We start from the raw sequence: 20,184 nt of genomic DNA on the forward strand, positions 1-20,184 counted from the left end.
TCCTCAACCGGCGGCTTCACCTGCCCAGCCCGTGGCACCAGCACCCTCCCAGCCACAAGCTACAAGCAACTCACCCCAAAGTCAGCGGCATTGGGGCTAGCCCCACCATCCCCTAGGGGGCGGGGATCAGGGTCAAGTGGGTGGATCTCCGGATGGGTTGAGGGTCCCGGAGTTCGTACCTTCGAAGTGTGGCCGCGCACCGCGGACCACCATTCGAAGACCACGGAGGCACCCATGTCGGCCCCTACGCACACCCGGCCCGTCCCGGCGAGCACGGGCGGCATCGACATCCGGCTGCCCTGGTGGGCTCTGGCCCTGCCCGCGCTCGCCTTCGTCGTCCTCCTGGCGCTCATGCTGAACCCCAGCGACGCACAGGCGGCCGGCGACCCGGTGATCACCCACCTCTTCGAGCGGGCGCAGCAGCTCATAGCCCGCTGAGCACCCGCCGAGCCGCCGGTCAACTACCTGCGCCCCATGGCCTGTTTCGTGCGAAGCTGGGTGTCATGAGCGTCGCTGAACTCCGCAGGATCGTCCTCTTCCGCCATGCGAAAGCCGACTGGCCACAGGTGACCGACCATGAGCGCCCCCTCGCCGAGCGGGGCCGATTGGACGCCGCGGCAGCCGGACGCAGGCTGGCCGACACCGGCATCCCCTTCGATCTGGCCCTGTGCTCCACCGCGACCCGCACCCGGGAGACCTGGAAGCTCGCGGTCCACGAGTTCCCGCAGCGGCCGAAAACCGTCTATGAGGAGCGGATCTACGAGGCCTCGCCCGGTGAGCTGATCGCCCTGCTGAACGAGACCCCGGACGACGCGCAGAACGTCATCCTGATCGGCCACAACCCGGGTGTGCACGGCCTCGCCGACATCCTGGCCGGCTCGGGCGAGGGCGACGCCCGCGAGCGGATGAACCGCCGCGGCTTCCCGGCCGCCGGTTTCGCCGTCCTGTCCTTCGACGGCTCCTGGAAGGGCCTGGAGCCCGCCGCGGCCACCCTCGTCGACTACTGGGCGCCGACGGAGTAGCCCGCCGTCAAGGCCGTGGGGCCGGGCACCGCAGCGGTGCCGGGCCCCACGGCCGTTCTCACGAGGGGATCAGTGGTCGTCGTGCGTGTCCGCCGCCTCGACCTCTTCGCGGGTGACGCCCAGCAGATACAGGACCGTGTCCAGGAACGGCACGTTCACCGCGGTGTGCGCCGCCTCCCGTACGACGGGCTTGGCGTTGAAGGCGACCCCGAGACCGGCCGCGTTGAGCATGTCCAGGTCGTTGGCGCCGTCGCCGATCGCCACGGTCTGGGCGAGCGGCACGCCCGCCTCGGCGGCGAAGCGGCGCAGCAGGCGCGCCTTGCCCGCGCGGTCCACGATCTCCCCGGTGACCTTGCCGGTCAGCTTCCCGTCGACGATCTCCAGGGTGTTGGCCTGGGCGAAGTCCAGCCCCAGCCGCTCCTTGAGATCATCGGTGACCTGGGTGAACCCGCCGGAGACGACACCGACTTGGTAGCCGAGCCGCTTCAGCGTGCGGATCAGCGTGCGCGCGCCCGGCGTCAGCCGCACCTCGCTGCGCACCTTGTCCACCACGGAGGCGTCGAGCCCCTCCAGCAGCGCCACCCGCGCGTGCAGCGACTGCTCGAAATCCAGCTCCCCGCGCATCGCCGCGGCCGTGACCTCGGCGACCTTGTCCTCGCAGCCCGCGTGCGCGGCGAACAGCTCGATGACCTCGTCCTGGATGAGCGTGGAGTCGACGTCCATGACGACGAGCCGCTGGGCCCGCCGGTGCAGCCCCGCGGCGACCACCGCGACATCGACACCCAGTGCCGCCGCGTCCGTCACCAAGGCTGTGCGCAGGGGCTCGGTCTCCACACCGGAGACCGCGAACTCGACCGCTGTCACCGGGTACTTGGCGAGCCGGAAGATACGGTCGATGTTGCCGCCGGCCTGGGCGATCTTCGCGGCGATCCGGGCGGTGGCCGCCGCGGTGAGCGGATGGCCGAGCACGGTGACCAGGGAGCGGCCGAGGCCGCGCGGCCGGTTGTCGCCGCGACCGGAGATGATCTCCGCCTGCATCTTCATCGACTCCGCCCAGCTGTGGACGGTGGCGCGGAGATCGCCCTCGAGCGTGGCCGCCGGATGGGTCACGAGCGCACACAGCGTGAGCCGGCCACGGGTGACGACCTGCTCGATGTCGACCACGTCGACGGAGTAGGCGGCGAGGGTGTCGAAGAGGCCGGCCGTGATGCCCGGCCGGTCCTTGCCGAAGATCTTGACGAGGAGGGTCGGGGTGTCGGCCGGAACGTCGGAGGTCGGGATCTGCGAAGCGCTCATGGTCTTCCCACCGTATCCGGCACCCAGTGCCGCCCGCCGCCGCGGTCCGCCTAGCGGACACGGAACAGTGGGTGTCGACGGGGTGGCGGGCGCATGACGGGGGGACCACGACGGCCCCCGCCGCCACGGGTGGCCGCCCCCGTCCGGGCAGCCGCCCTGTGCCCGGGCACCGCCCTGTGTCCAGGGAACCGCAACGGGCCCGGGAACGGCCCTGTCTTCGGGGAAAGGCCCTGTGCCCGGGAACGGGGCCCTGCACCCGAGGAACCGCTCCGCGCCAGAAGCCCGCCTTGTGCCTGGGCACGGACCCGTGCCTGCGGAACCCGGGCCTGCGCCTGCGGATCCCGCCTTGTGCCTGGGCACGGACCCGTGCCTGCGGAACCCGGGCCTGCGCCTGCGGATCCCGCCTTGTGCTTGGGAACGGACCCGTGCCTGCGGAACCCGGGCCTGCGCCTGCGGATCCCGCCTTGTGCCTGGGAACGGACCCGTGCCTGCGAAGCCCGGCCTGCGTCAGCGAAGCCCGCCCTGTGCCTGGGCACGGACCCGCGCCTGCGGAACCCGCCTTGTGCCTGGGCACGGACCCGTGCCTGCGAAGCCCGCCCTGTGCCTTGGAAGGTACCCCTGCGGAACCCGGCCTGCGCCTGGGAAAGGAGCCGTGCCTGCGGAGCCCGGCCTGCGCCAGGTGAACCCCGGGCCTCGCTCAGTGACCCCCCTTGGGACGGCCGGGTGGGGGAGGAGGCGGCGGCGGTGGCGGCTGGCGGCGCCTGCCCTCCGGGGAGCGGCCGGTCCCCGGCCGCCGGGGCGGGGGGCCGTCGTAGGGCCGGGCCACGGTCGGCGCGCCGTACACGTCCCTGTTCCCCGTGCCGGGCGGTGGTGCCTCGCCCGTCCCCCGCTCCTCGCCGGGGCCGGGAGGCGCGTCCTCCGGCTCCCGCAGTTCCTCCGGCAGCTGCAGATATGGATTGGTGGCGGGGTTCGGCGGCCGGTACGACGAACCGGGCCGGTACGGCCCCGGCACCCCCGTGCCCGGCTCACGCACCGGCATCGGCGGCGGCTGCGGCTCACGCGTGTGCCGGGGATACTCGGCGGTCTCGACCGGCGTGCCCGTCCCCACGGGCCCCGCGCCCAGGCCGGCCCCCGTAGCCCCTGCACCCACGGCCCCCACCGCCAGCGGCGTCGCCCGTCGCCCCGCCGCCCCGGTGACCCACGCCAGCAGCGCCCCGGCCGCCCCCGCACCCGCGCCCCACAGGGCGCCGAGCAGCAGCGCCACGCCGAGGTTCCCGTGCAACTGGACCCCGGCGCCGAACGCGTCGAACCCCAGCACCGACAGCGAGGCGTTCACCGACACCTCCGTCAGCCACGCGAGCAACGGCAGCGTCAGCGCGGTCAGCACCCCGAGCCGCACCGCACACCGCCCCGCGAAGGCGAGGGCACCCGGACCACGCACACCTCGGGAGTCCGTACCACCCCGGGCGACCGGGGTCCGTACCGCCGCCAGCACGCCCGCCAGCAGCATCATCACGGCCGCCGCCACCCCGAGCAGCCACACCCGTCCGTCCAGGTCGGCCAGGCGGCTCAGGGTCACCGACTGGTCGGTCTTCGCGGTGAGGAGCTTGTCCAGTGGATCGGGGAGGAACTTGGTGAGCACGCCGGTCGCCCTGCCGTCGAAGGGGACGAACAGACCGATCGGGATACCGAGCCAGGTGCCGTTGGGCGCGCCCAACAGCGCCGCTCCGAAGATCCGCTTGGGATGGGCGTCGCCGATCGCCGCGTACACCGCCGCCGCGCACCCCGCCGCCACGGCCAGCAGCAGCACCGTGACGAGCGCGGAAGCGGCCGGCCGGACCACCCGGTGCACGGCCTCCCAGCCGGGCGGCAGGGGCGTGCGGCGCGAGGCCAGCAGGGCGATCAGCAGGATGCCCGTCGACCAGCCGAGCCCGCCCAGCACGGTGGGCGCCGTGTCGACCGAGAAACCGACGGCCGCCTTGGCGTGGACGAGGTTGCCGATGTTGTCGGGCAGCAGCCCGCCGATGTTCCCGACGTCCCCGAGGCCCGGGATGTTCACACCGCCGCCCCCGCCACCGGCGCCGGGGAGCTTGTCCAGCCCGAGCGAGCCGCCGTCGATGGTGATGACGTCGTGCCCCGCCCACACCAGCCCGCCCAGTGTCGCGACGAACAGCACCACGACCGCGCCCGCGCGCGCGAGGAGTTCGGCCGGCGCGATCACAACTCCCGCGGAGCGCAGGGACCGTAGGAAGACCCAGGACAGCAGCAGCGCCCCCACCAGGCTGACGCCCAGTGGCGTGATCGTGACGGCCGTATGGGCCTCCGCGCCCTTGAGGCCGAACGCGGACACGTCGCCGGACGGCGATATCGAACCACCCGCCCCAAGGGCCACCACAGCAGCGGTCATCGGGCCCAGCGAACCCGCCGAGTCCGCCTCCAGAAGGTGCAGCCCGAGGGCCGCCGTGCCCGCCATCCCGATCAATGCCCAGCTCACGGAGGCGATCGCGGACAGCAGGACGTCGCCCCACGGCACCCTTGTGCCGCTGCGGACGGACTCGACACTCGACGACGCGCTCATGGCAGACCCCCCGATCCGCGGCGCGGCCGAGCGGCCGCGCGTGTCCCCCTCGCGTGATTTACCACTCTCCGGGTCGGTTTCAACCCCGTCAACGGAACCGACCGATGCGTATGAGCGTGGTGTTCACAAGGTCCGACTTTCGGTCAGAGGGGCGGGCCTGAAATAGTTCCCGACGATGTTCGACATCCCTAGACTCCCTGTGATGGGGGTAACTCGGGGGACTACTCAGTGGGGCTTGGAGTGCCGGAACTCGTACTGGAATCAAATGGACGTACCTGGACGCTCGAGCCGTCCAGGACCTACACCCTCGGACGCGATCCGCAGGGCGACATCGTGCTGGAGGACGCCAGGGTGTCCTGGCGCCACGCCACGATCAGCTGGGGCGGCCGGAGTTGGGTCATCGAGGACCACGGCTCCACCAACGGCACGTTCGTGCAGGGCCAGCGCATTCACCAGATGGAGATCGGGCCCGGCTCGGCGGTCCACCTCGGCAACGCGACCGACGGTCCGCGGCTGAACCTCTCCGGCGCGGCCGCGGCCGTCGCCACACCGCAGGCCCAGCCGCAGCAACAGCCGTTCGCCGCGCAGGGCGCGGGCCCCGGCTGGGCTCAGCAGGCACCGCAGCAGCAGGCGCCGCAGCCCGCGTGGGGGCAGCCGCAGCAGGCCGCCGCGCACGTCCCGCAGCAGCAGGGCCCCGGCGGTGGCGCGGGGGCGCCGCCGGTCTACGGCGACCGCAGCCCGACCACGTTCCACCAGTTCTCCATCGGCCGCGTGATGCGCATCGGCCGTGCCCTGGAGAACGAGCTGGTCGTCTCCGACCTGCAGGTCTCCCGGCACCACGCCGAGTTCCACTCGACGCCCGACGGCCGCATGGAGATCCGCGACCTCGGCTCGCACAACGGCACCTACGTCAACGGCCAGCCGATCCCCAAGGGCGGCTCCCAACTCCTCGGCCCGGCCGACATCGTCGGCGTCGGCCACTCCACCTTCCGGATCGTCGGCGACCATCTCGAGGAGTTCGTCGACACCGGTGAGGTGTCCTTCTCGGCCCGTCATCTGACCGTCACGGTCGACGGCGGCAAGCAGATCCTGAAGGACGTCTCCTTCGGCGTCCCGGAGAAGTCGCTGATCGCGGTCATCGGCCCGTCGGGCTCCGGCAAGTCGACGCTCCTGAAGGCGCTCACCGGCTACCGGCCCGCCAACCAGGGCGACGTCCTCTACGACAACCGCAACCTGTACAAGCAGTTCGCCGAGCTGCGCCAGCGCATCGGTCTGGTCCCGCAGGACGACATCCTGCACAAGGAACTGACCGTCAAGAAGGCCCTCAAGTACGCGGCCAAGCTCCGCTTCCCGGCCGACACCACCGGCGCCGAGCGCGAGGCCCGCATAGACGAGGTGCTGCGCGAGCTGAAGCTCGACATCCACAAGGAGAAGAAGGTCACCTCCCTCTCCGGCGGTCAGCGCAAGCGCGTCTCGGTGGCCCTGGAGCTCCTCACCAAGCCGTCGCTGATCTTCCTGGACGAGCCGACCTCCGGCCTCGACCCGGGCATGGACCGCGACGTCATGCAGCTGCTGCGCGGCCTCGCCGATGACGGCCGCACGGTCCTCGTCGTCACCCACTCCGTCGCCGAGCTGGCGCTGTGCGACAAGCTGCTCGTGATGGCGCCCGGCGGCGCGGTCGCCTACTTCGGCCCGCCCGAGGAGGCGCTGAACTTCTTCGGCTACGACACCTGGGCCGACGTCTTCTCCGCCTTCGAGAACTACCGCGACTACGACTGGGCCGGGCGCTGGAAGGGCTCGCAGCACTACCAGATGTACGCCGCGGACATCGACGCGGTCGCACCACAGTCCGTACAGATGCCGCCGATGCAGGCGATGAAGCCGCCGAAGCCGCAGGGCTGGATGAGCCAGTTCGGCACGCTGGTGCGCCGCTATGTGTCGGTCATCGCCTCGGACCGGGGCTTCCTGGCCCTGACGGTGATCCTGCCGCTGGTCCTCGGCGCGGTGAGCCTGCTCATCGACTCCGGCAAGGGCCTGCTGCCCAACCCGATGATCAACCGGGCCACCGGCCAGCCCGTCCCGAACGGCACGGCCACCACGGTCCTGCTGATCCTCGCGGTCGGTGCCTGTTTCGCCGGCGCGGCGAACTCCGTCCGTGAGCTGATCAAGGAACGGGTCATCTACGAGCGCGAGCGCGCCACCGGCCTGTCCCGCTCCGCCTACCTGATGTCCAAGGTCTTCGTGCTCGGCGTGGTCACCGTGCTGCAGGGCCTGATGGTCGGCATCATCGGCTTCGCCGGCCGGGACATCCCGAAGCAGGGCCTGGTCCTCGGCAACGCCACGCTCCTGGAGCTCTGCCTGCCGATCATGGCGCTCGGCTTCACCTCGATGATGTTCGGCCTGATCATCTCGTCGCTGGTGAAGACCTCCGAGAAGACCATGCCGCTGCTGGTCATGTTCGCGATCATCCAGGTCGTCTTCACGGGCTGTCTGTTCGCCCTGAACGGCTCGATCGGCGCCAACCAGGTCTCGTACCTGATGCCGTCCCGGTGGGCGGTCGGCGCGGCGGGTGCCACGCTGGACTTCAACAAGATCAGCCCGCCCGGCAAGGGCAAGAGCAACGACCCGCTGTGGGAGCACACCGTCGCCGCGTGGAGCATGGACATGATCGCGCTGCTCGTCCTGGGTGTGATCTGCGCCTTCTTCGTGGCCCGCTTCCTGCGCCGCCACGAGCCGGAGGTCATGCGCAAGTAGGAGCGGTACGACGCATCCGTACGACGCATCCGTACGAGGCATCCGTACGAGGCATCCGTACGACGCGAAGGGCGGCACCCGTCAGGGGGTGCCGCCCTTCGGCGTTCACGCAGCAGAGGTCCGCGCTGACCTCAGTACGCGCTGTTGACGTTGTCGATCGAGCCGTAGCGGTGGGCCGCGTAGTTGGCGGCGGCGGTGATGTTGGCGACCGGGTCGTAGATGTTCCAGGACGTGCCGGCGACGTGGTACGCGGTGAAGGTCGGCGGGATGACCTGCAGCAGGCCCTTGGACGGGATGCCGTTGATGGCGTTGATGTCCCAGTCGTTGATGGCGTTCGGGTTGCCCGAGGACTCCCGCATGATGTTGCGGTGCAGGCCGTTGTAGGAGCCCGGGATGCCCTTGGACTTCATGATGTCCAGGGAGTGCTTGATCCAGCCGTCGAGGTTGTTGGCGTAGGACCTGACGGTGGCCTTCTTGAGGGCGGCGCGCTTGGCGGAGCGGCTCGCGGCCTCCTTGGCCCTGCGCTCGGCGGCAGCCTTCTTCCGGGCCTGTGCCTTCTTCTTGGCGGCGGCCGCGGCGGCGGCCCGCTTCTTCGCGGCGGCGGCGACGGCCTTGGCGCGGGCCTCGGCCTGTGCCTTGGCGGCCTGCGACTTGATGCTGTCGGCGGCGAGCCGGTCGGTGACGCTCGCCTTGACGTCCTTGATCGGCTCGTTGCTGTAGACGACGCGGGACGCGGTGGCCTCGCTCGTGGTCGTCTCGGCGTTGCTGGGCACCGCGGTGAAGGCGATGGCGGCGGCACCGAGGGCGGCGACACCACTGACGGCGATCTTGTGATGGCGGGTCAGCGCACGACTGTGACGGCGAATGTTGATGTTCTTGGGCATGGCAGACGGACCTCTTCGAATAGCGCGGAGTCGCTCTTCGTCCGGCGGGGGACAGGGGGTCCGTCCCGCACGAACGCCGCGGGCCGGAACCCGCGGCGCTGAGCGACGGCAGCCATTCTTAGCGGCCGCAAAATGCGGAGGCAAAGGTGTGACGTACGATCCCGGATAGTGGATCGCAGATGGGCAAAACAGGACAGACTGGACCGTCTGTGCCGCTCATGAGGTCAGTCCGTATCTCCTACCGACCTTCGTACGTGACCTGCGCCCTATGCGCGGGCTCACATCGCGCCCTCGCCGGTCTCACCAGCAGTTGCTGGAGCAATGCTCTGTGTGAGGATGTTCCTCCGGCAGGAGGAGATGGACGTCGCCGAACTCGTGCCACAGATAGCGTCCGCGCAGCGCCTCCTCATACCCGCGGTCGAGCGCCGCCCGCCCCGCGATCGCCTCCAGCATCAGCAGATGCGAGGCCTCCGGCTCGTGCAGCCCGGTCAGCAGCCCGTCCACCACCCGCACCCCGCGTTCCGGGGTCACGATCAGATCGGTCCACCCCTCACGCGCGCGTACGACACCGTCCGCCCCCACAGCCGACTCCACGGCGCGCACGGCCGTCGTCCCCACGGCGACGACCCGCCCCCGACCGGCCTTCACGGCGTTGATCAGCCGCGCCGAGGCCTCCGGCACCGAGAACCGCTCCGGATACGGCGGCTCGTGCGCCTCCGCCGAGGCCACTCCGGTGTGCAGCGTGACCGGCGCGAACTGCACGCCCCGGCTCACCAGCTCCGCCACCAGCCGCGCCGTGAAGGGCCGCGCCGCACTCGGCATCTCCGCGCTGCCCGTCCCGTCGGCGGACGGCAGCGCGAACACCGTCTGGTAGACGGACAGCGGCTGGTCCCGCTCGGTGTAGGAGTACCGGATGGGCCGCCCGTGCACACGCAGCATCCCGAGCACCTCCGCCCCCGAGGCCCGCCCCCACCACAGACGGTCGCCGCACGCGCTCAGCGGCTCCTCCAGGACCAGCCGCACACCCCCCGGCAGCCGCACCTCCGTCCCCGCGGGCCCGCCCGCATGCACGCGCGTGGTTCCCTTCCCGTCGGGATCGCGCAGCTCGACCGCCCACCGCCCGTCGTCCCCGCACGTGGAGAAGTGCACCACCACACGCGCGTGCCCCACCCGCCCGTCCACGGCGGCGGCCAGCGTGGTCGACGTGTTCACGATGAGCAGATCCCCGGCCCGCAGCAGCCGGGGCAGTTCCCGGAACGCGTGATGCGACACCTTCGTCCCCCGTGACAGGAGCAGCCGCACGGCGTCCCGGTCGAGCCCGGGCCCACGCTGCTCGACCGGGACACGCGCCGACAGCTCCCCGGGCACCTGCACCGCCAGCGTCATCGCCCCTCCACCAGCAGCGACGGAGCCGCGTACCGCCCGCTCGCCGGCCGCTCGTCCAGCAGCCGCAGGAACGCCGGAACCACACCGGCCGGCGCGGGCCGCGGATCGTCGTCGTCCGGTACGGCCGCCGCGTACAGGTCCGTCGCCATGTCCCCGGGGTCCACCGCCCACACCCGCAACCCCGGCTCCTCCTCGCCGAGCACCGCCGCCAGCTGGTCCAGCGCCGCCTTGGACGCCCCGTACCCGCCCCAGGTCTCATACGCCTCGGCGGCCGCGTCCGAGCTGACCGCGATCACCGCGCCGGCCTCCGCGGCCCGCAGCAGCGGCAGCGCCTCCTTGACCAGGCCCAGCGCGGCCACCACGTTCACCTCCAGCGCCCGCCGCAGCCCCTCCAGGGGCAGCCCCTCCAGCCGCAGGAGCGGCTCGGCGCCCAGCGCGCTCGCGTTGCTCACCAGCAGATCGACGCCGCCCAGCTTCCACGCCGCCGCCACCAGCTCGGCCCGGTGCCCGGCGTCCGTGACGTCCCCGGGCAGCGCCCGCACACGCGTGCCGTGCGTCGCCTCCAACCCCGCCGCCGTCTCCCGGAGCACCTCGGCCGTCCTGGCGTCGAGCACCAGATCCCAGCCCCGTGCGGCCAGGGCCTCGGCGAGCGCCCGCCCCAGCCCCTTGGAGGCCCCCGTGATGATCGCTACCGGCATGACTCCACGTCCCCTCGTCGTCGCCGCCGTCCGACGGCGATGCCCTCAACGTAGGAACGGGACCCGCCCGCCGGCCTCGGACGCGGGCACCAAAGCGGCGCGGCCCTTCGCCCTACGTCGCAGGTCCGGGGACCCGGGCCTAGGCCGACCGCCCTAGGCCCTGCGGCCGGGACCAGGCATCCACAGGTCCGATCCGCGCTGTCACACCCCGCCGGTACCGTGAGGTTCATGAGTCAAGGCCCCCGGACCGGTCTCGCCGCCGTAAGTGACGCGCTGTTGGCCATGAGCAGGCATCTCGAGGTGCGTGACGTCCTCAAGACGATCGTCGCCTCGGCCCGTGAGCTGCTCGGCGCGCAGTACGCCGCGCTCGGCGTCCCCGACGACCACGGCGGCTTCGCCCAGTTCGTCGTCGACGGGGTCAGCGACGACCAGTGGAAGGCCATCGGCCCGCTCCCGCGCCAGCACGGCATCCTCGCCGCGATGCTGCGCGAGGCCAGGCCGGAGCACCTCGCCGACGTCCGCAAGGACCCCCGCTTCGAGGGCTGGCCGTCCGCCCACCCCGACATGTCCGACTTCCTTGGCCTGCCCATCCGCGACGGCGACGAGGTCATCGGCGCCCTCTTCCTCGCCAACAAGCAGAACTGCCCCAAGCCGGAAGGCGGTTGCGGCTTCACCGAGCAGGACGAGGACCTGCTGGCCATCCTCGCCCAGCACGCCGCGATCGCCCTCACCAACGCCCGCCTGTACGAGCGCAGCCGCGAACTGACCATCGCCGAGGAACGCTCCCGCCTCGCACACGAACTGCACGACGCAGTGAGCCAGAAGCTCTTCTCCCTGCGCCTGACCGCCCAGGCCGCCGCCGCCCTCGTCGACCGCGACCCCGCCCGCGCCAAGGGCGAACTGCACCAGGTGGCCGCGCTCGCCGCCGAGGCCGCCGACGAACTGCGCGCGGCAGTCGTCGAGTTGCGCCCCGCCGGCCTCGACGAGGACGGCCTCGTCGCCACCCTGCGCACCCACGTCCAGGTCCTCGACCGCGCCCACACCGCGCGCGTCACCTTCGACGGCCACGGTGTGCGCGCCCTGCCCTCCGCCCAGGAGGAGGCCGTCCTGCGGGTCGCCCAGGAGGCCCTGCACAACGCCCTCAGACACTCCGCGGCACAGGACGTGCACGTGACCCTGGCCCGCCACGGCACCGGCACGCTGCTGCGGGTCACCGACGACGGCAGTGGCTTCGACCCCAAGGCCGTCCGCCGGGCCGGACGCCACCTCGGTCTGGTGTCCATGCGCGACCGCGCGAGCGGGGTCGGCGGCACGCTGACCGTGGAATCGGCGCCCGGCAAGGGCACCACGATCGAGATGGAGGTCCCCGGTGGCTGACGCAATCAGGGTGCTGCTCGTCGACGACCACCAGGTGGTCCGCCGCGGCCTGCGCACCTTCCTGGAGGTGCAGGACGACATCGAGGTCGTGGGCGAGGCCGCCGACGGCGCCGAGGGGGTCGCCCGCGCCGAGGAGCTGAGGCCCGACGTCGTCCTCATGGACGTCAAGATGCCGGGCATGGACGGCGTGGACGCGCTGCGCAGACTGCGCGAACTGGACAACCCCGCGCGCGTGCTGATCGTCACCAGCTTCACCGAACAGCGCACGGTGGTCCCCGCCCTGCGCGCCGGAGCCGCCGGGTACGTCTACAAGGACGTGGACCCCGACGCGCTCGCCGGCGCCATCCGCTCCGTGCACGCCGGGCACATCCTGCTCCAACCCGAGGTCGCGGGCGCCCTGCTGTCCCAGGAAGAGGCCAACTCCGGCCAGGGCAGGGCGGGTTCGCTCACCGAGCGGGAGCGGGAGGTGCTCGACCTGATAGCGGACGGCCGCTCCAACCGGGAGATCGCCCGCGCCCTCGTCCTGTCCGAGAAGACGGTCAAGACCCATGTCTCGAACATCCTGATGAAGCTCGACCTCGCGGACCGCACCCAGGCCGCCCTGTGGGCCGTACGCCACGGCGTGGCGGGCTGAAACGCCCTGCGCGGGGCCTCACGGACGGCAATACGGAGGGTTCCGCTCCGGAGTGAGATTCATACCGTCGTGGGAATGTCCCCCGGATGGCGCAACCTCCGGTGATCGCCGCCGTTCTCCAGTGCGTGCTGCGGCGACTGCCGCGGCGATCGCTAGGAGGGCTCAGAAGTGAAGAACCTGAAGAAGGCAGCGGCCGTGACGATGGTGGCCGGCGGTCTGATCGCCGCCGGTGCCGGGCTGGCCTCCGCCACCGACGCGCACGCCGACGGCCAGGCCGTGGGCTCCCCGGGCGTCGTCTCGGGCAACCTCGTCCAGGCCCCGGTGCACATCCCCGTGAACGCGGTGGGCAACAGCGTGAACGTCATCGGCGCGCTGAACCCCGCCTTCGGCAACCTCGGCCTGAACCGCTGACGTCCGCCGACGGCGGTCAGTGACCTCCGGCCTCCCGGGTGCTCCCGGGAGGCCGGTCGGCTTTTCCTCCGACCGAACGAACGGGCAGTCGGCGTCCACCGCCCGTACCGCCCCCGTTCCCACCCTCGTTGATCAGCGCACGACTCCCGGCCGGGTCGTCACGCGATCGCAGGAGGAACACTTCCCATGAACATCGTCAAGAAGGCCGCCGTGGCCCTCACCTCGCCGGTATCGCCGCCGGCGCCTCCGCCGGTGCCGCGGTCGCCGGCTCGGATGCCGACGGCGCGGCCGTGAAGTCCCCGGGCGTCGGCTCGGGCAACCTCGTCCAGGTCCCCGTCCACGTCCCCGTCAACGTGGTCGGCAACAGCGTGAACCTCATCGGCCTGCTCAACCCGGCGTTCGGCAACGAGGCCGCGAACAGCTGACGCCGGACCGCCCGAAGAAGGGCCTCGAGTCCACGGCGACTCGAGGCCCTTGTGCGCACCGGCCGGGGACGCTCACCGCATCCCGCGCTCCCGCTCCTCCACATACGCGTTGTAGGCCGCGACCTGCGCCCGCCGAGCCGTCCGCTCAACAGGCCGCAGCGCCTCGGCCCGTGCCCCCATCTCCGCCGAACTCACCGCGCCCCCGTGCCCGTTCTCCCGGGCGAGGGACACCAGCAGACCCACCCGCTGCGCCAGCTCCAGCACCCGCACCGCGCGCGGCGGATACCCCGGTGCCAGCACCTCCCGGCCCCGCTCGGCCCGCGCCCGGTAGGCGTCGATCGCCGCCTCCGCAGCCGGCCCCGACCCGGCCACGTCCAGCCGCGACAACACCTCCGTCGCCTCCCGCAGCGCCTCCGCCAGCTCCCGCTCCGCCTCGCCGAGCGAGGGCACGTCCGCGGGCGGGGCCTCCCGCACCGGCAGACAGTGCCAGACCACCTCGACATGCACATCACCCTCGGGCCCGGCCTCGTACACCTCCGGCACCAGACCCAGCGCGCCGCCGTGGCAGACCACCGCCTCCTCGGCCTCGATCGCCCGCGCGTTGAACTCCGGCGGACCGCTCAGCCCCAGCGGATGCCCCGGCGCGGGCAGCGCCACCCTGAGACCGGTCACCCCGAGCGCCCGCAGCCGCCCCAGCCCGAGCGTGAGCCCGACCGGCCCAGACTCGGCGGGCAGCCCCTCCATCCGGTGCACGGCGTCCTCCCCGACGATCGCGAGCACCGCGTCGTCCGGCGAGACAAGTCCGGCCAAAAGGGCGTTTCCCCAAGCCGCAAGGCGTCCTGAACGTGGTTCCGAGAGCATGCGTCCACCCTAAGGACCGGACCGATGGAATGGACCGGCCGACCGGTGGCGTAGATTTCTTCGAGGGCGGCGCCCACAGGCGCCAGCGACCGCCGAGACGCCGAGACCGGTCACACTGCAAGGGGAGACAACGCGCTCATGAGCGATGTTCTGGAGCTGGAGGACGTATCCGTGGTCCGCGAGGGCCGGGCTCTGGTGGAGGAGGTCTCCTGGTCGGTCAAGGAGGGCGAGCGCTGGGTCATCCTCGGCCCCAACGGCGCCGGCAAGACCACCCTCCTGAACGTCGCCTCGAGCTACCTCTACCCCACCAAGGGCACCGCCACCATCCTCGGCGAGACCCTCGGCAGGCCCGGCACCGACGTCTTCGAACTGCGCCCCCGCATCGGCGTCGCCGGCATCGCCCTGGCCGACAAGCTCCCCAAGCGCCAGACCGTCCTGCAGACCGTCCTGACCGCCGCCTACGGCATGACCGCCGGCTGGCAGGAGGAGTACGAGGACATCGACGAGCAGCGCGCCCGCGCGTTCCTCGACCGCCTCGGCATGAGCGACTACCTCGACCGCAGGTTCGGCACCCTCTCCGAGGGCGAGCGCAAGCGCACCCTCATCGCGCGCGCCCTGATGACCGACCCCGAACTGCTCCTGCTCGACGAGCCTGCCGCCGGCCTCGACCTCGGCGGCCGCGAGGACCTCGTACGGCGTCTCGGCCGTCTCGCCCGCGACCCGATCGCCCCCTCGATGCTGATGGTCACCCACCACGTGGAGGAGATCGCTCCCGGCTTCACCCACGTCCTGATGATCCGCCAGGGCAAGGTCCTCACCGCCGGCCCCCTGGAGCTCGAACTCACCTCCCGCAACCTCTCCCTCTGCTTCGGCCTCCCGCTCGTCGTGGAGCAGGCCGGCGACCGCTGGACGGCCCGCGGCCTCCCGCTGTCCTGACTCCTCGGCAACAACCGGGGGGTTACGGACTTTTGCGCCCTGTCGGTGAACGGACCGCCGGTCCTACCATGACCATGTGAACGACATCGACGCCTGGGTGTGGTGGCTGGTCGGCGCGGCCGCGCTCGGAATCCCGCTCGTGGTAACGGCAATGCCGGAGTTCGGCATGCTCGCGGTGGGAGCCGTCGCCGCCGCGGTCTTCGCCGGACTCGGCTTCGGCGCCGTGGCCCAGGTGCTCACCTTCGTCGTCGTCTCGGTCGCTCTGATCGCCGTCGTCCGGCCCATCGCCGTCCGGCACAGCAGACAGCGTCCCCAACTCGCCACAGGCGTCGATGCGTTGAAAGGCAAACAAGCCGTCGTCCTCGAACGGGTCGACGGCTCCGGTGGCCGGATCAAGCTCGCCGGCGAAGTCTGGTCGGCCCGCTCCCTCGACACCGAACGCGCCTACGAAGTAGGCCAGGAAGTGGACGTTGTGGAGATCGAAGGGGCGACCGCGATCGTCATCTGACCTCGTACGACTCAACTGAACCGAACGGTACCCGAGTTGCACGACGGTCTGTCACACTCGACCAGCAAGATCTTCAACAAGCATAAGATCTTCCGAGAGCGCCGAGGCGGAGAAGGGTACGGGGAACGACGATGGAACCGGTCATCATCGTCCTGATCATTCTGGTGGTGTTGGTCTTCATCGCCCTGATCAGGACCATCCAAGTCATCCCACAGGCCAGCGCCGCCATCGTGGAGCGCTTCGGCCGCTACACGCGGACGCTGAACGCCGGCCTCAACATCGTCGTCCCGTTCATCGACACCATCCGCAACCGCATCGACCTGCGCGAACAGGTCGTACCGTTCCCGCCGCAGCCGGTGATCACTCAGGACAACCTGGTCGTCAACATCGACACGGTCATCTACTACCAGGTGACGGACGCCCGCGCGGCCACCTACGAAGTCGCCAGCTACATCCAGGCCATCGAGCAGCTGACGGTCACCACCCTCCGCAACATCATCGGTGGCATGGACCTGGAGCGGACCCTGACCTCCCGCGAGGAGATCAACGCGGCCCTGCGCGGCGTCCTCGACGAGGCCACCGGCAAGTGGGGCATCCGCGTCAACCGCGTGGAACTGAAGGCGATCGAGCCGCCGACCTCCATCCAGGACTCGATGGAGAAGCAGATGCGCGCCGACCGTGACAAGCGCGCCGCGATCCTCACCGCCGAAGGTACGCGCCAGGCCGCCATCCTCACCGCGGAGGGCGAGAAGCAGTCCCAGATCCTGCGGGCCGAGGGTGAGGCCAAGGCCGCCGCCCTGCGCGCCGAGGGCGAGGCCCAGGCCGTCCGTACGGTCTTCGAGGCCATCCACGCCGGCGACCCCGACCAGAAGCTCCTCAGTTACCAGTACCTGCAGATGCTGCCCAAGATCGCCGAAGGCGACGCCAACAAGCTCTGGATCGTCCCCAGCGAGATCGGCGACGCCCTCAAGGGCCTGTCCGGCGCGATGGGCAACTTCGGCGTGGGCGGCGGCTCGAACGGCGGCGGCTCCGAGAAAGCCACGGAACGCCGCGAGAACCCGTCCATAGACTGAGGGCCCGTGCAAACCGCCGTTCCCCGCACCCACCTCAGGGGCGCGGGGAACGGCGCGACAAGCCACGACCAACCGGCAGCCGCAAGACCACCGGAACCCCGCAGACGCTCCGCTCTACGGCTACGCGGCGTCCATGGCCAACCAATCAGGCAGCGCCTCGAACTCCTCGGCGCCAAGAGCCAGCAGCATCGCGTCACGCGGCGTCGGCTCGAACGGCTGCCTGAGCAGCGGCATCCCCGCCTGCTCCGGAGTCCGGTCCGCCTTGCGGTGGTTGTCCTCCGCGCACGAGGCCACCGTGTTCAGCCAGGAGTCCGTACCACCCTGCGCCCGCGGCACCACATGGTCCACGGTCGTGGCCCGGCGACCGCAGTACGCGCACCTGTGCCGATCCCTGACCAGCACACCCCGCCTGGACCACGGGGCTTGTCTTCGAAACGGCACCCGTACGTACCTGCAGAGTCTGATCACCCGGGGCACGGGTATGTCCACATCGGCGCCCCGCATGCGCAGTTCGGGGTGGGCCTGCTCGACGACGGCCTTGTCCTGCAGCACCAGGACAACGGCTCGGTTCAGCGTCACCGTCGACAGCGGCTCGAAGCTCGCGTTCAAGACCAGCGTGTCCCGCATCCAGCCCACCTCCTCTGTGCACCGGCCCACCCCCTGGCGGGCTGGATCAACTCTGGCCGGGCACGCCGAGATGGACAACGCAATAAAAACTGCCCGCCCCTGATCAATTCCAAGACCAGGGGCGGGCAAACGTTCCATGAACGTCAGTCTTCGGCGGGCACCTCGTACTCACCGATCAGCTGGGCACGCGCGATCGCGTGGAACCGCAGATTGAAGCCGACGACCGCCGGCGTGACATCCGCGTCCGGTCCGAGCTTCTCCTGGTCCACTGCGTACACCGTGAACACGTACCGGTGCGGTCCGTCACCGGCGGGCGGAGCCGCGCCCCCGAAGTCCTTGGACCCGTAGTCGTTGCGAACCTGGATCGCGCCCTCGGGCAGTCCCTCGAACTTGCCGCTGCCCGCACCGGCCGGCAGCTCCGTCACCGAGGCCGGGATGTCGAACACGACCCAGTGCCAGAACCCGCTGCCCGTCGGGGCGTCCGGGTCGTAGCAGGTCACGGCGAAGCTCTTGGTCTCGGCGGGGAAGCCCTCCCACCGCAGCTGCGGCGAGGTGTTGCCGGCCGCGTAGACCTGAGCATCCTTGAGCGTGGCGCCCTCCTGGACGTCCTCACTCGTCACCGTGAACGACGGCACGGGCGGGTGGAAGTCGTGGGGGAGCGGCCGCCGCTTGAGCTCGGTCACCTCGGTACCTCCTGATCGAATGACGTGAATCAGCGGTTCCGAGCCTAGAACCAGTTGCGCTTGCTGCCGACCTCGGACAGCCACTGGTTCAGATAAGCCGCCCAGTCGGTCCCGTGGAAGTCGTGCAGACCCACCTGGAATGACCGGTAGGTGTCACTGCCCTCGCTGAACAGCCCCGGCTTCTTGTCCATCTCCAGCACGACGTCCATCGCGTGCTCGTCGGCCACGAAGCTCAACTCGACCTGGTTCAGCCCGCGGTACTGGGACGGCGGGTAGAACTCGATCTCCTGGTAGAACGGCAGCCGCTGCCGGGTCCCCCGGATGTGACCGCGCTCCATGTCCGCGTTCTTGAAGCGGAAGCCCAGCTGGATGAAGGCGTCCAGGATCGCCTTCTGCGCCGGCAGCGGGTGCACGTTGATCGGGTCCAGGTCACCGGAGTCGATCGCACGGGCGATCGCCAGCTCCGTAGTCACCCCGATGTGCATCCCGCGCAGCGACTGCCCGTCGATCATCGTGACCGGCGTCTCCCACGGGATCTCCAGCCCGAACGGCACCGCGTGCACGGCCCCGGCCTGCAGCTCGAAGGCCCCACCGAGCCGCACCTTGGTGAACTCGATGTTCTGCTTGTACTCCTCGTCGCCGCTCTCCACCTCGACCTTGGCCTGCAGTCCGACGGACAGCCCCTCGATGTCCTGGTTCACGGACCCGCCCTGGATCCGCACCTCTCCCTGGACCACGCCACCGGGAACGACGTTGACCTCGGTCAGCACCGTCTCCACCGAAGCCCCGCCGGCCCCCAGACTCGCGAGCAGCTTCTTGAACGCCATGTCTCTCCCTCTGCGTGTACGTGCCGTACGTCCGGACCCTGATCCCTGTAAACGCGATACGGCCACGACCGGTTCCGCCCCACACCCTGGCAAGGAGGGGAAACCTTGACCACCCCTTGGCATCCAGCCGCCTGGACTACGCTCGGACGCCATGATCGCGCCCCCGGACCGTACGCCACTCCCCAGGGAGTTCTTCGACCGCCCCGTCCTGGACGTCGCCCCGGACCTCCTCGGCTGCATCCTCGTGCGCACCACGCCCGACGGTCCGATAGCCCTGCGCCTCACGGAGGTGGAGGCGTACGACGGCCCGAACGACCCCGGCTCCCACGCCTATCGCGGCCGCACGCCCCGCAATGACGTGATGTTCGGTCCCCCCGGTCATGTGTACGTCTACTTCACCTACGGCATGTGGTTCTGCATGAACCTCGTCTGCGGCCCCGAGGGCCGGGCGAGCGCGGTTCTGCTCCGCGCCGGCGAGGTGATCGAGGGCGCCGAACTCGCACGCAAACGTCGACTCTCGGCCCGCAACGACAAGGAACTGGCCAAAGGCCCGGCCCGCCTGGCCACGGCCCTGGGGGTGGACCGAAGCCTCGACGGTACGGACGCGTGCGCCGCCGGCGACACACCCTTGCGCATGCTCACGGGCACCCCGATCGCCTCCGACCAGGTACTCAGCGGTCCCCGCACCGGGGTGGCCGGCGAAGGAGGCGTCCACCCGTGGCGCTACTGGGTCGCCAACGACCCGACGGTGAGCCCCTATCGAGCCCATGCGCCGAGGCGCCGTCGAAGTTGACGCTGCCCTGGAAGGTGCGTAATGTAGCCCGAGCCGCTTGAACCGGGTACGGCGATCCGCCAGCAGCCGGAAGCGGCCAAACCACTACCTACGATCACCCCTCAGCGGGGTCGAATTCGTCATGTCCGCATGCCTGAATTCGAACTCGCGGAACTCGATTATGAGCTCTCCGGGGAATCGGCTAACGTAGTGAATGTCGAAAGGCCCCGCCGACGGGGAATCAGGCCCGAAAGGATCTGATAGAGTCGGAACCGCCGGAAAGGAAACCGCGAAACAAAAGCGGGAACCTGGAAAGCGCCGAGGAAATCGGATCGGAAAAGGATCTGATAGAGTCGGAAACGCAAGACCGAAGGGAAGCGCCCGGAGGAAAGCCCGGAAGGGTGAGTACGAAGGAAGCGTCCGTTCCTTGAG

19 protein-coding genes and 1 pseudogene are annotated in these 20,184 nt (G+C 70.7%); 11 read left to right on the forward strand and 9 right to left on the reverse strand.

All coding sequences use genetic code 11. The annotated features are described in order from the left end of the window. Positions 1-234: 234 nt before the first annotated feature. Entirely contained in the window at positions 235-438 is a 204-nt protein-coding gene (locus ABZ453_RS48115) for a hypothetical protein (protein ID WP_359025983.1), read from the forward strand. 65 nt (positions 439-503) lie between these two features. Continuing rightward, positions 504-1,022, forward strand: a complete 519-nt coding sequence (locus ABZ453_RS48120) for a histidine phosphatase family protein (RefSeq protein ID WP_359025985.1) — start codon at positions 504-506, stop codon at positions 1,020-1,022. 69 nt (positions 1,023-1,091) lie between these two features. Here the strand turns inward: ABZ453_RS48120 and serB are convergent, their stop codons facing one another. Beyond that, a complete protein-coding gene (gene serB / locus ABZ453_RS48125; RefSeq protein ID WP_359025987.1) occupies positions 1,092-2,318 on the reverse strand; it encodes a phosphoserine phosphatase SerB in 1,227 nt (408 codons plus the stop codon). A 697-nt stretch (positions 2,319-3,015) separates the two neighbouring features. Then, the gene (locus tag ABZ453_RS48130) at positions 3,016-4,896 is read right to left on the reverse strand and encodes a streptophobe family protein (protein ID WP_359025989.1); all 1,881 of its coding nucleotides are present in this window, start codon (positions 4,894-4,896) and stop codon (positions 3,016-3,018) included. A gap of 240 nt (positions 4,897-5,136) precedes the next feature. On the opposite strand from ABZ453_RS48130, the gene ABZ453_RS48135 reads away from it, so the two are divergent. Then, positions 5,137-7,650 carry an FHA domain-containing protein gene (locus tag ABZ453_RS48135; protein ID WP_359025991.1) on the forward strand — a complete coding sequence of 838 codons (2,514 nt, stop codon included), beginning with the start codon at positions 5,137-5,139 and terminating at the stop codon, positions 7,648-7,650. 131 nt (positions 7,651-7,781) lie between these two features. On the opposite strand, the gene ABZ453_RS48140 is transcribed toward ABZ453_RS48135, so the two are convergent. From ABZ453_RS48140 to ABZ453_RS48150, 3 genes are all read right to left on the reverse strand, one after another. Beyond that, complete coding sequence (locus ABZ453_RS48140; RefSeq protein ID WP_359025993.1) at positions 7,782-8,534, reverse strand: transglycosylase SLT domain-containing protein; 753 nt, start codon at positions 8,532-8,534, stop codon at positions 7,782-7,784. A gap of 300 nt (positions 8,535-8,834) precedes the next feature. After that, complete coding sequence (locus ABZ453_RS48145) at positions 8,835-9,920, reverse strand: S-adenosylmethionine:tRNA ribosyltransferase-isomerase (protein ID WP_359025995.1); 1,086 nt, start codon at positions 9,918-9,920, stop codon at positions 8,835-8,837. Continuing rightward, complete coding sequence (locus ABZ453_RS48150; RefSeq protein WP_359025997.1) at positions 9,917-10,618, reverse strand: SDR family oxidoreductase; 702 nt, start codon at positions 10,616-10,618, stop codon at positions 9,917-9,919. The genes ABZ453_RS48145 and ABZ453_RS48150 overlap by 4 nt, the downstream gene beginning before the upstream one ends. Positions 10,619-10,846: 228 nt before the next feature. On the opposite strand from ABZ453_RS48150, the gene ABZ453_RS48155 reads away from it, so the two are divergent. The 4 genes and pseudogenes from ABZ453_RS48155 (at position 10,847) to ABZ453_RS48170 (ending at position 13,465) form a co-directional block, all read left to right on the forward strand. Beyond that, a complete protein-coding gene (locus tag ABZ453_RS48155) occupies positions 10,847-11,995 on the forward strand; it encodes a GAF domain-containing sensor histidine kinase (RefSeq protein WP_359025999.1) in 1,149 nt (382 codons plus the stop codon). Continuing rightward, a complete protein-coding gene (locus tag ABZ453_RS48160; RefSeq protein WP_359026001.1) occupies positions 11,988-12,629 on the forward strand; it encodes a response regulator transcription factor in 642 nt (213 codons plus the stop codon). Before ABZ453_RS48155 ends, ABZ453_RS48160 begins: the two co-directional genes overlap by 8 nt. Positions 12,630-12,797: 168 nt before the next feature. Further along, positions 12,798-13,040, forward strand: a complete 243-nt coding sequence (chpE, locus tag ABZ453_RS48165) for a chaplin ChpE (protein ID WP_359026003.1) — start codon at positions 12,798-12,800, stop codon at positions 13,038-13,040. 186 nt (positions 13,041-13,226) lie between these two features. Further along, a pseudogene (locus ABZ453_RS48170) lies at positions 13,227-13,465 on the forward strand (chaplin). Between the two features lie 72 nt (positions 13,466-13,537). Here ABZ453_RS48170 and ABZ453_RS48175 read toward each other — a convergent pair. Further along, positions 13,538-14,326, reverse strand: a complete 789-nt coding sequence (locus ABZ453_RS48175; RefSeq protein WP_359026005.1) for a hypothetical protein — start codon at positions 14,324-14,326, stop codon at positions 13,538-13,540. A 138-nt stretch (positions 14,327-14,464) separates the two neighbouring features. Here ABZ453_RS48175 and ABZ453_RS48180 point away from each other — a divergent pair, with 138 nt between their 5' ends. The 3 genes from ABZ453_RS48180 (at position 14,465) to ABZ453_RS48190 (ending at position 16,843) form a co-directional block, all read left to right on the forward strand. After that, complete coding sequence (locus tag ABZ453_RS48180) at positions 14,465-15,262, forward strand: ABC transporter ATP-binding protein (RefSeq protein ID WP_359026007.1); 798 nt, start codon at positions 14,465-14,467, stop codon at positions 15,260-15,262. Positions 15,263-15,338: 76 nt separating this feature from the next. After that, a complete protein-coding gene (locus tag ABZ453_RS48185; RefSeq protein WP_208784235.1) occupies positions 15,339-15,770 on the forward strand; it encodes an NfeD family protein in 432 nt (143 codons plus the stop codon). A 131-nt stretch (positions 15,771-15,901) separates the two neighbouring features. Further along, entirely contained in the window at positions 15,902-16,843 is a 942-nt protein-coding gene (locus tag ABZ453_RS48190; RefSeq protein ID WP_133048273.1) for an SPFH domain-containing protein, read from the forward strand. Between the two features lie 120 nt (positions 16,844-16,963). On the opposite strand, the gene ABZ453_RS48195 is transcribed toward ABZ453_RS48190, so the two are convergent. The 3 genes from ABZ453_RS48195 to ABZ453_RS48205 form a co-directional block, all read right to left on the reverse strand. After that, the gene (locus tag ABZ453_RS48195; RefSeq protein WP_133048274.1) at positions 16,964-17,470 is read right to left on the reverse strand and encodes an HNH endonuclease; all 507 of its coding nucleotides are present in this window, start codon (positions 17,468-17,470) and stop codon (positions 16,964-16,966) included. Positions 17,471-17,613: 143 nt separating this feature from the next. Next, entirely contained in the window at positions 17,614-18,153 is a 540-nt protein-coding gene (locus ABZ453_RS48200; protein WP_133048275.1) for a YbhB/YbcL family Raf kinase inhibitor-like protein, read from the reverse strand. A 44-nt stretch (positions 18,154-18,197) separates the two neighbouring features. Beyond that, complete coding sequence (locus ABZ453_RS48205; RefSeq protein ID WP_359026011.1) at positions 18,198-18,980, reverse strand: sporulation protein; 783 nt, start codon at positions 18,978-18,980, stop codon at positions 18,198-18,200. Between the two features lie 151 nt (positions 18,981-19,131). Here ABZ453_RS48205 and ABZ453_RS48210 point away from each other — a divergent pair, with 151 nt between their 5' ends. Then, positions 19,132-19,773, forward strand: coding sequence for a DNA-3-methyladenine glycosylase (locus ABZ453_RS48210; protein ID WP_359026013.1), 642 nt, complete (start codon positions 19,132-19,134; stop codon positions 19,771-19,773). Positions 19,774-20,184: the final 411 nt, after the last annotated feature.

Origin of the sequence: Streptomyces sp. NPDC005799 (genome assembly GCF_040630525.1) — a bacterium.
Lineage (GTDB): Bacteria > Actinomycetota > Actinomycetes > Streptomycetales > Streptomycetaceae > Streptomyces > Streptomyces griseorubiginosus_B.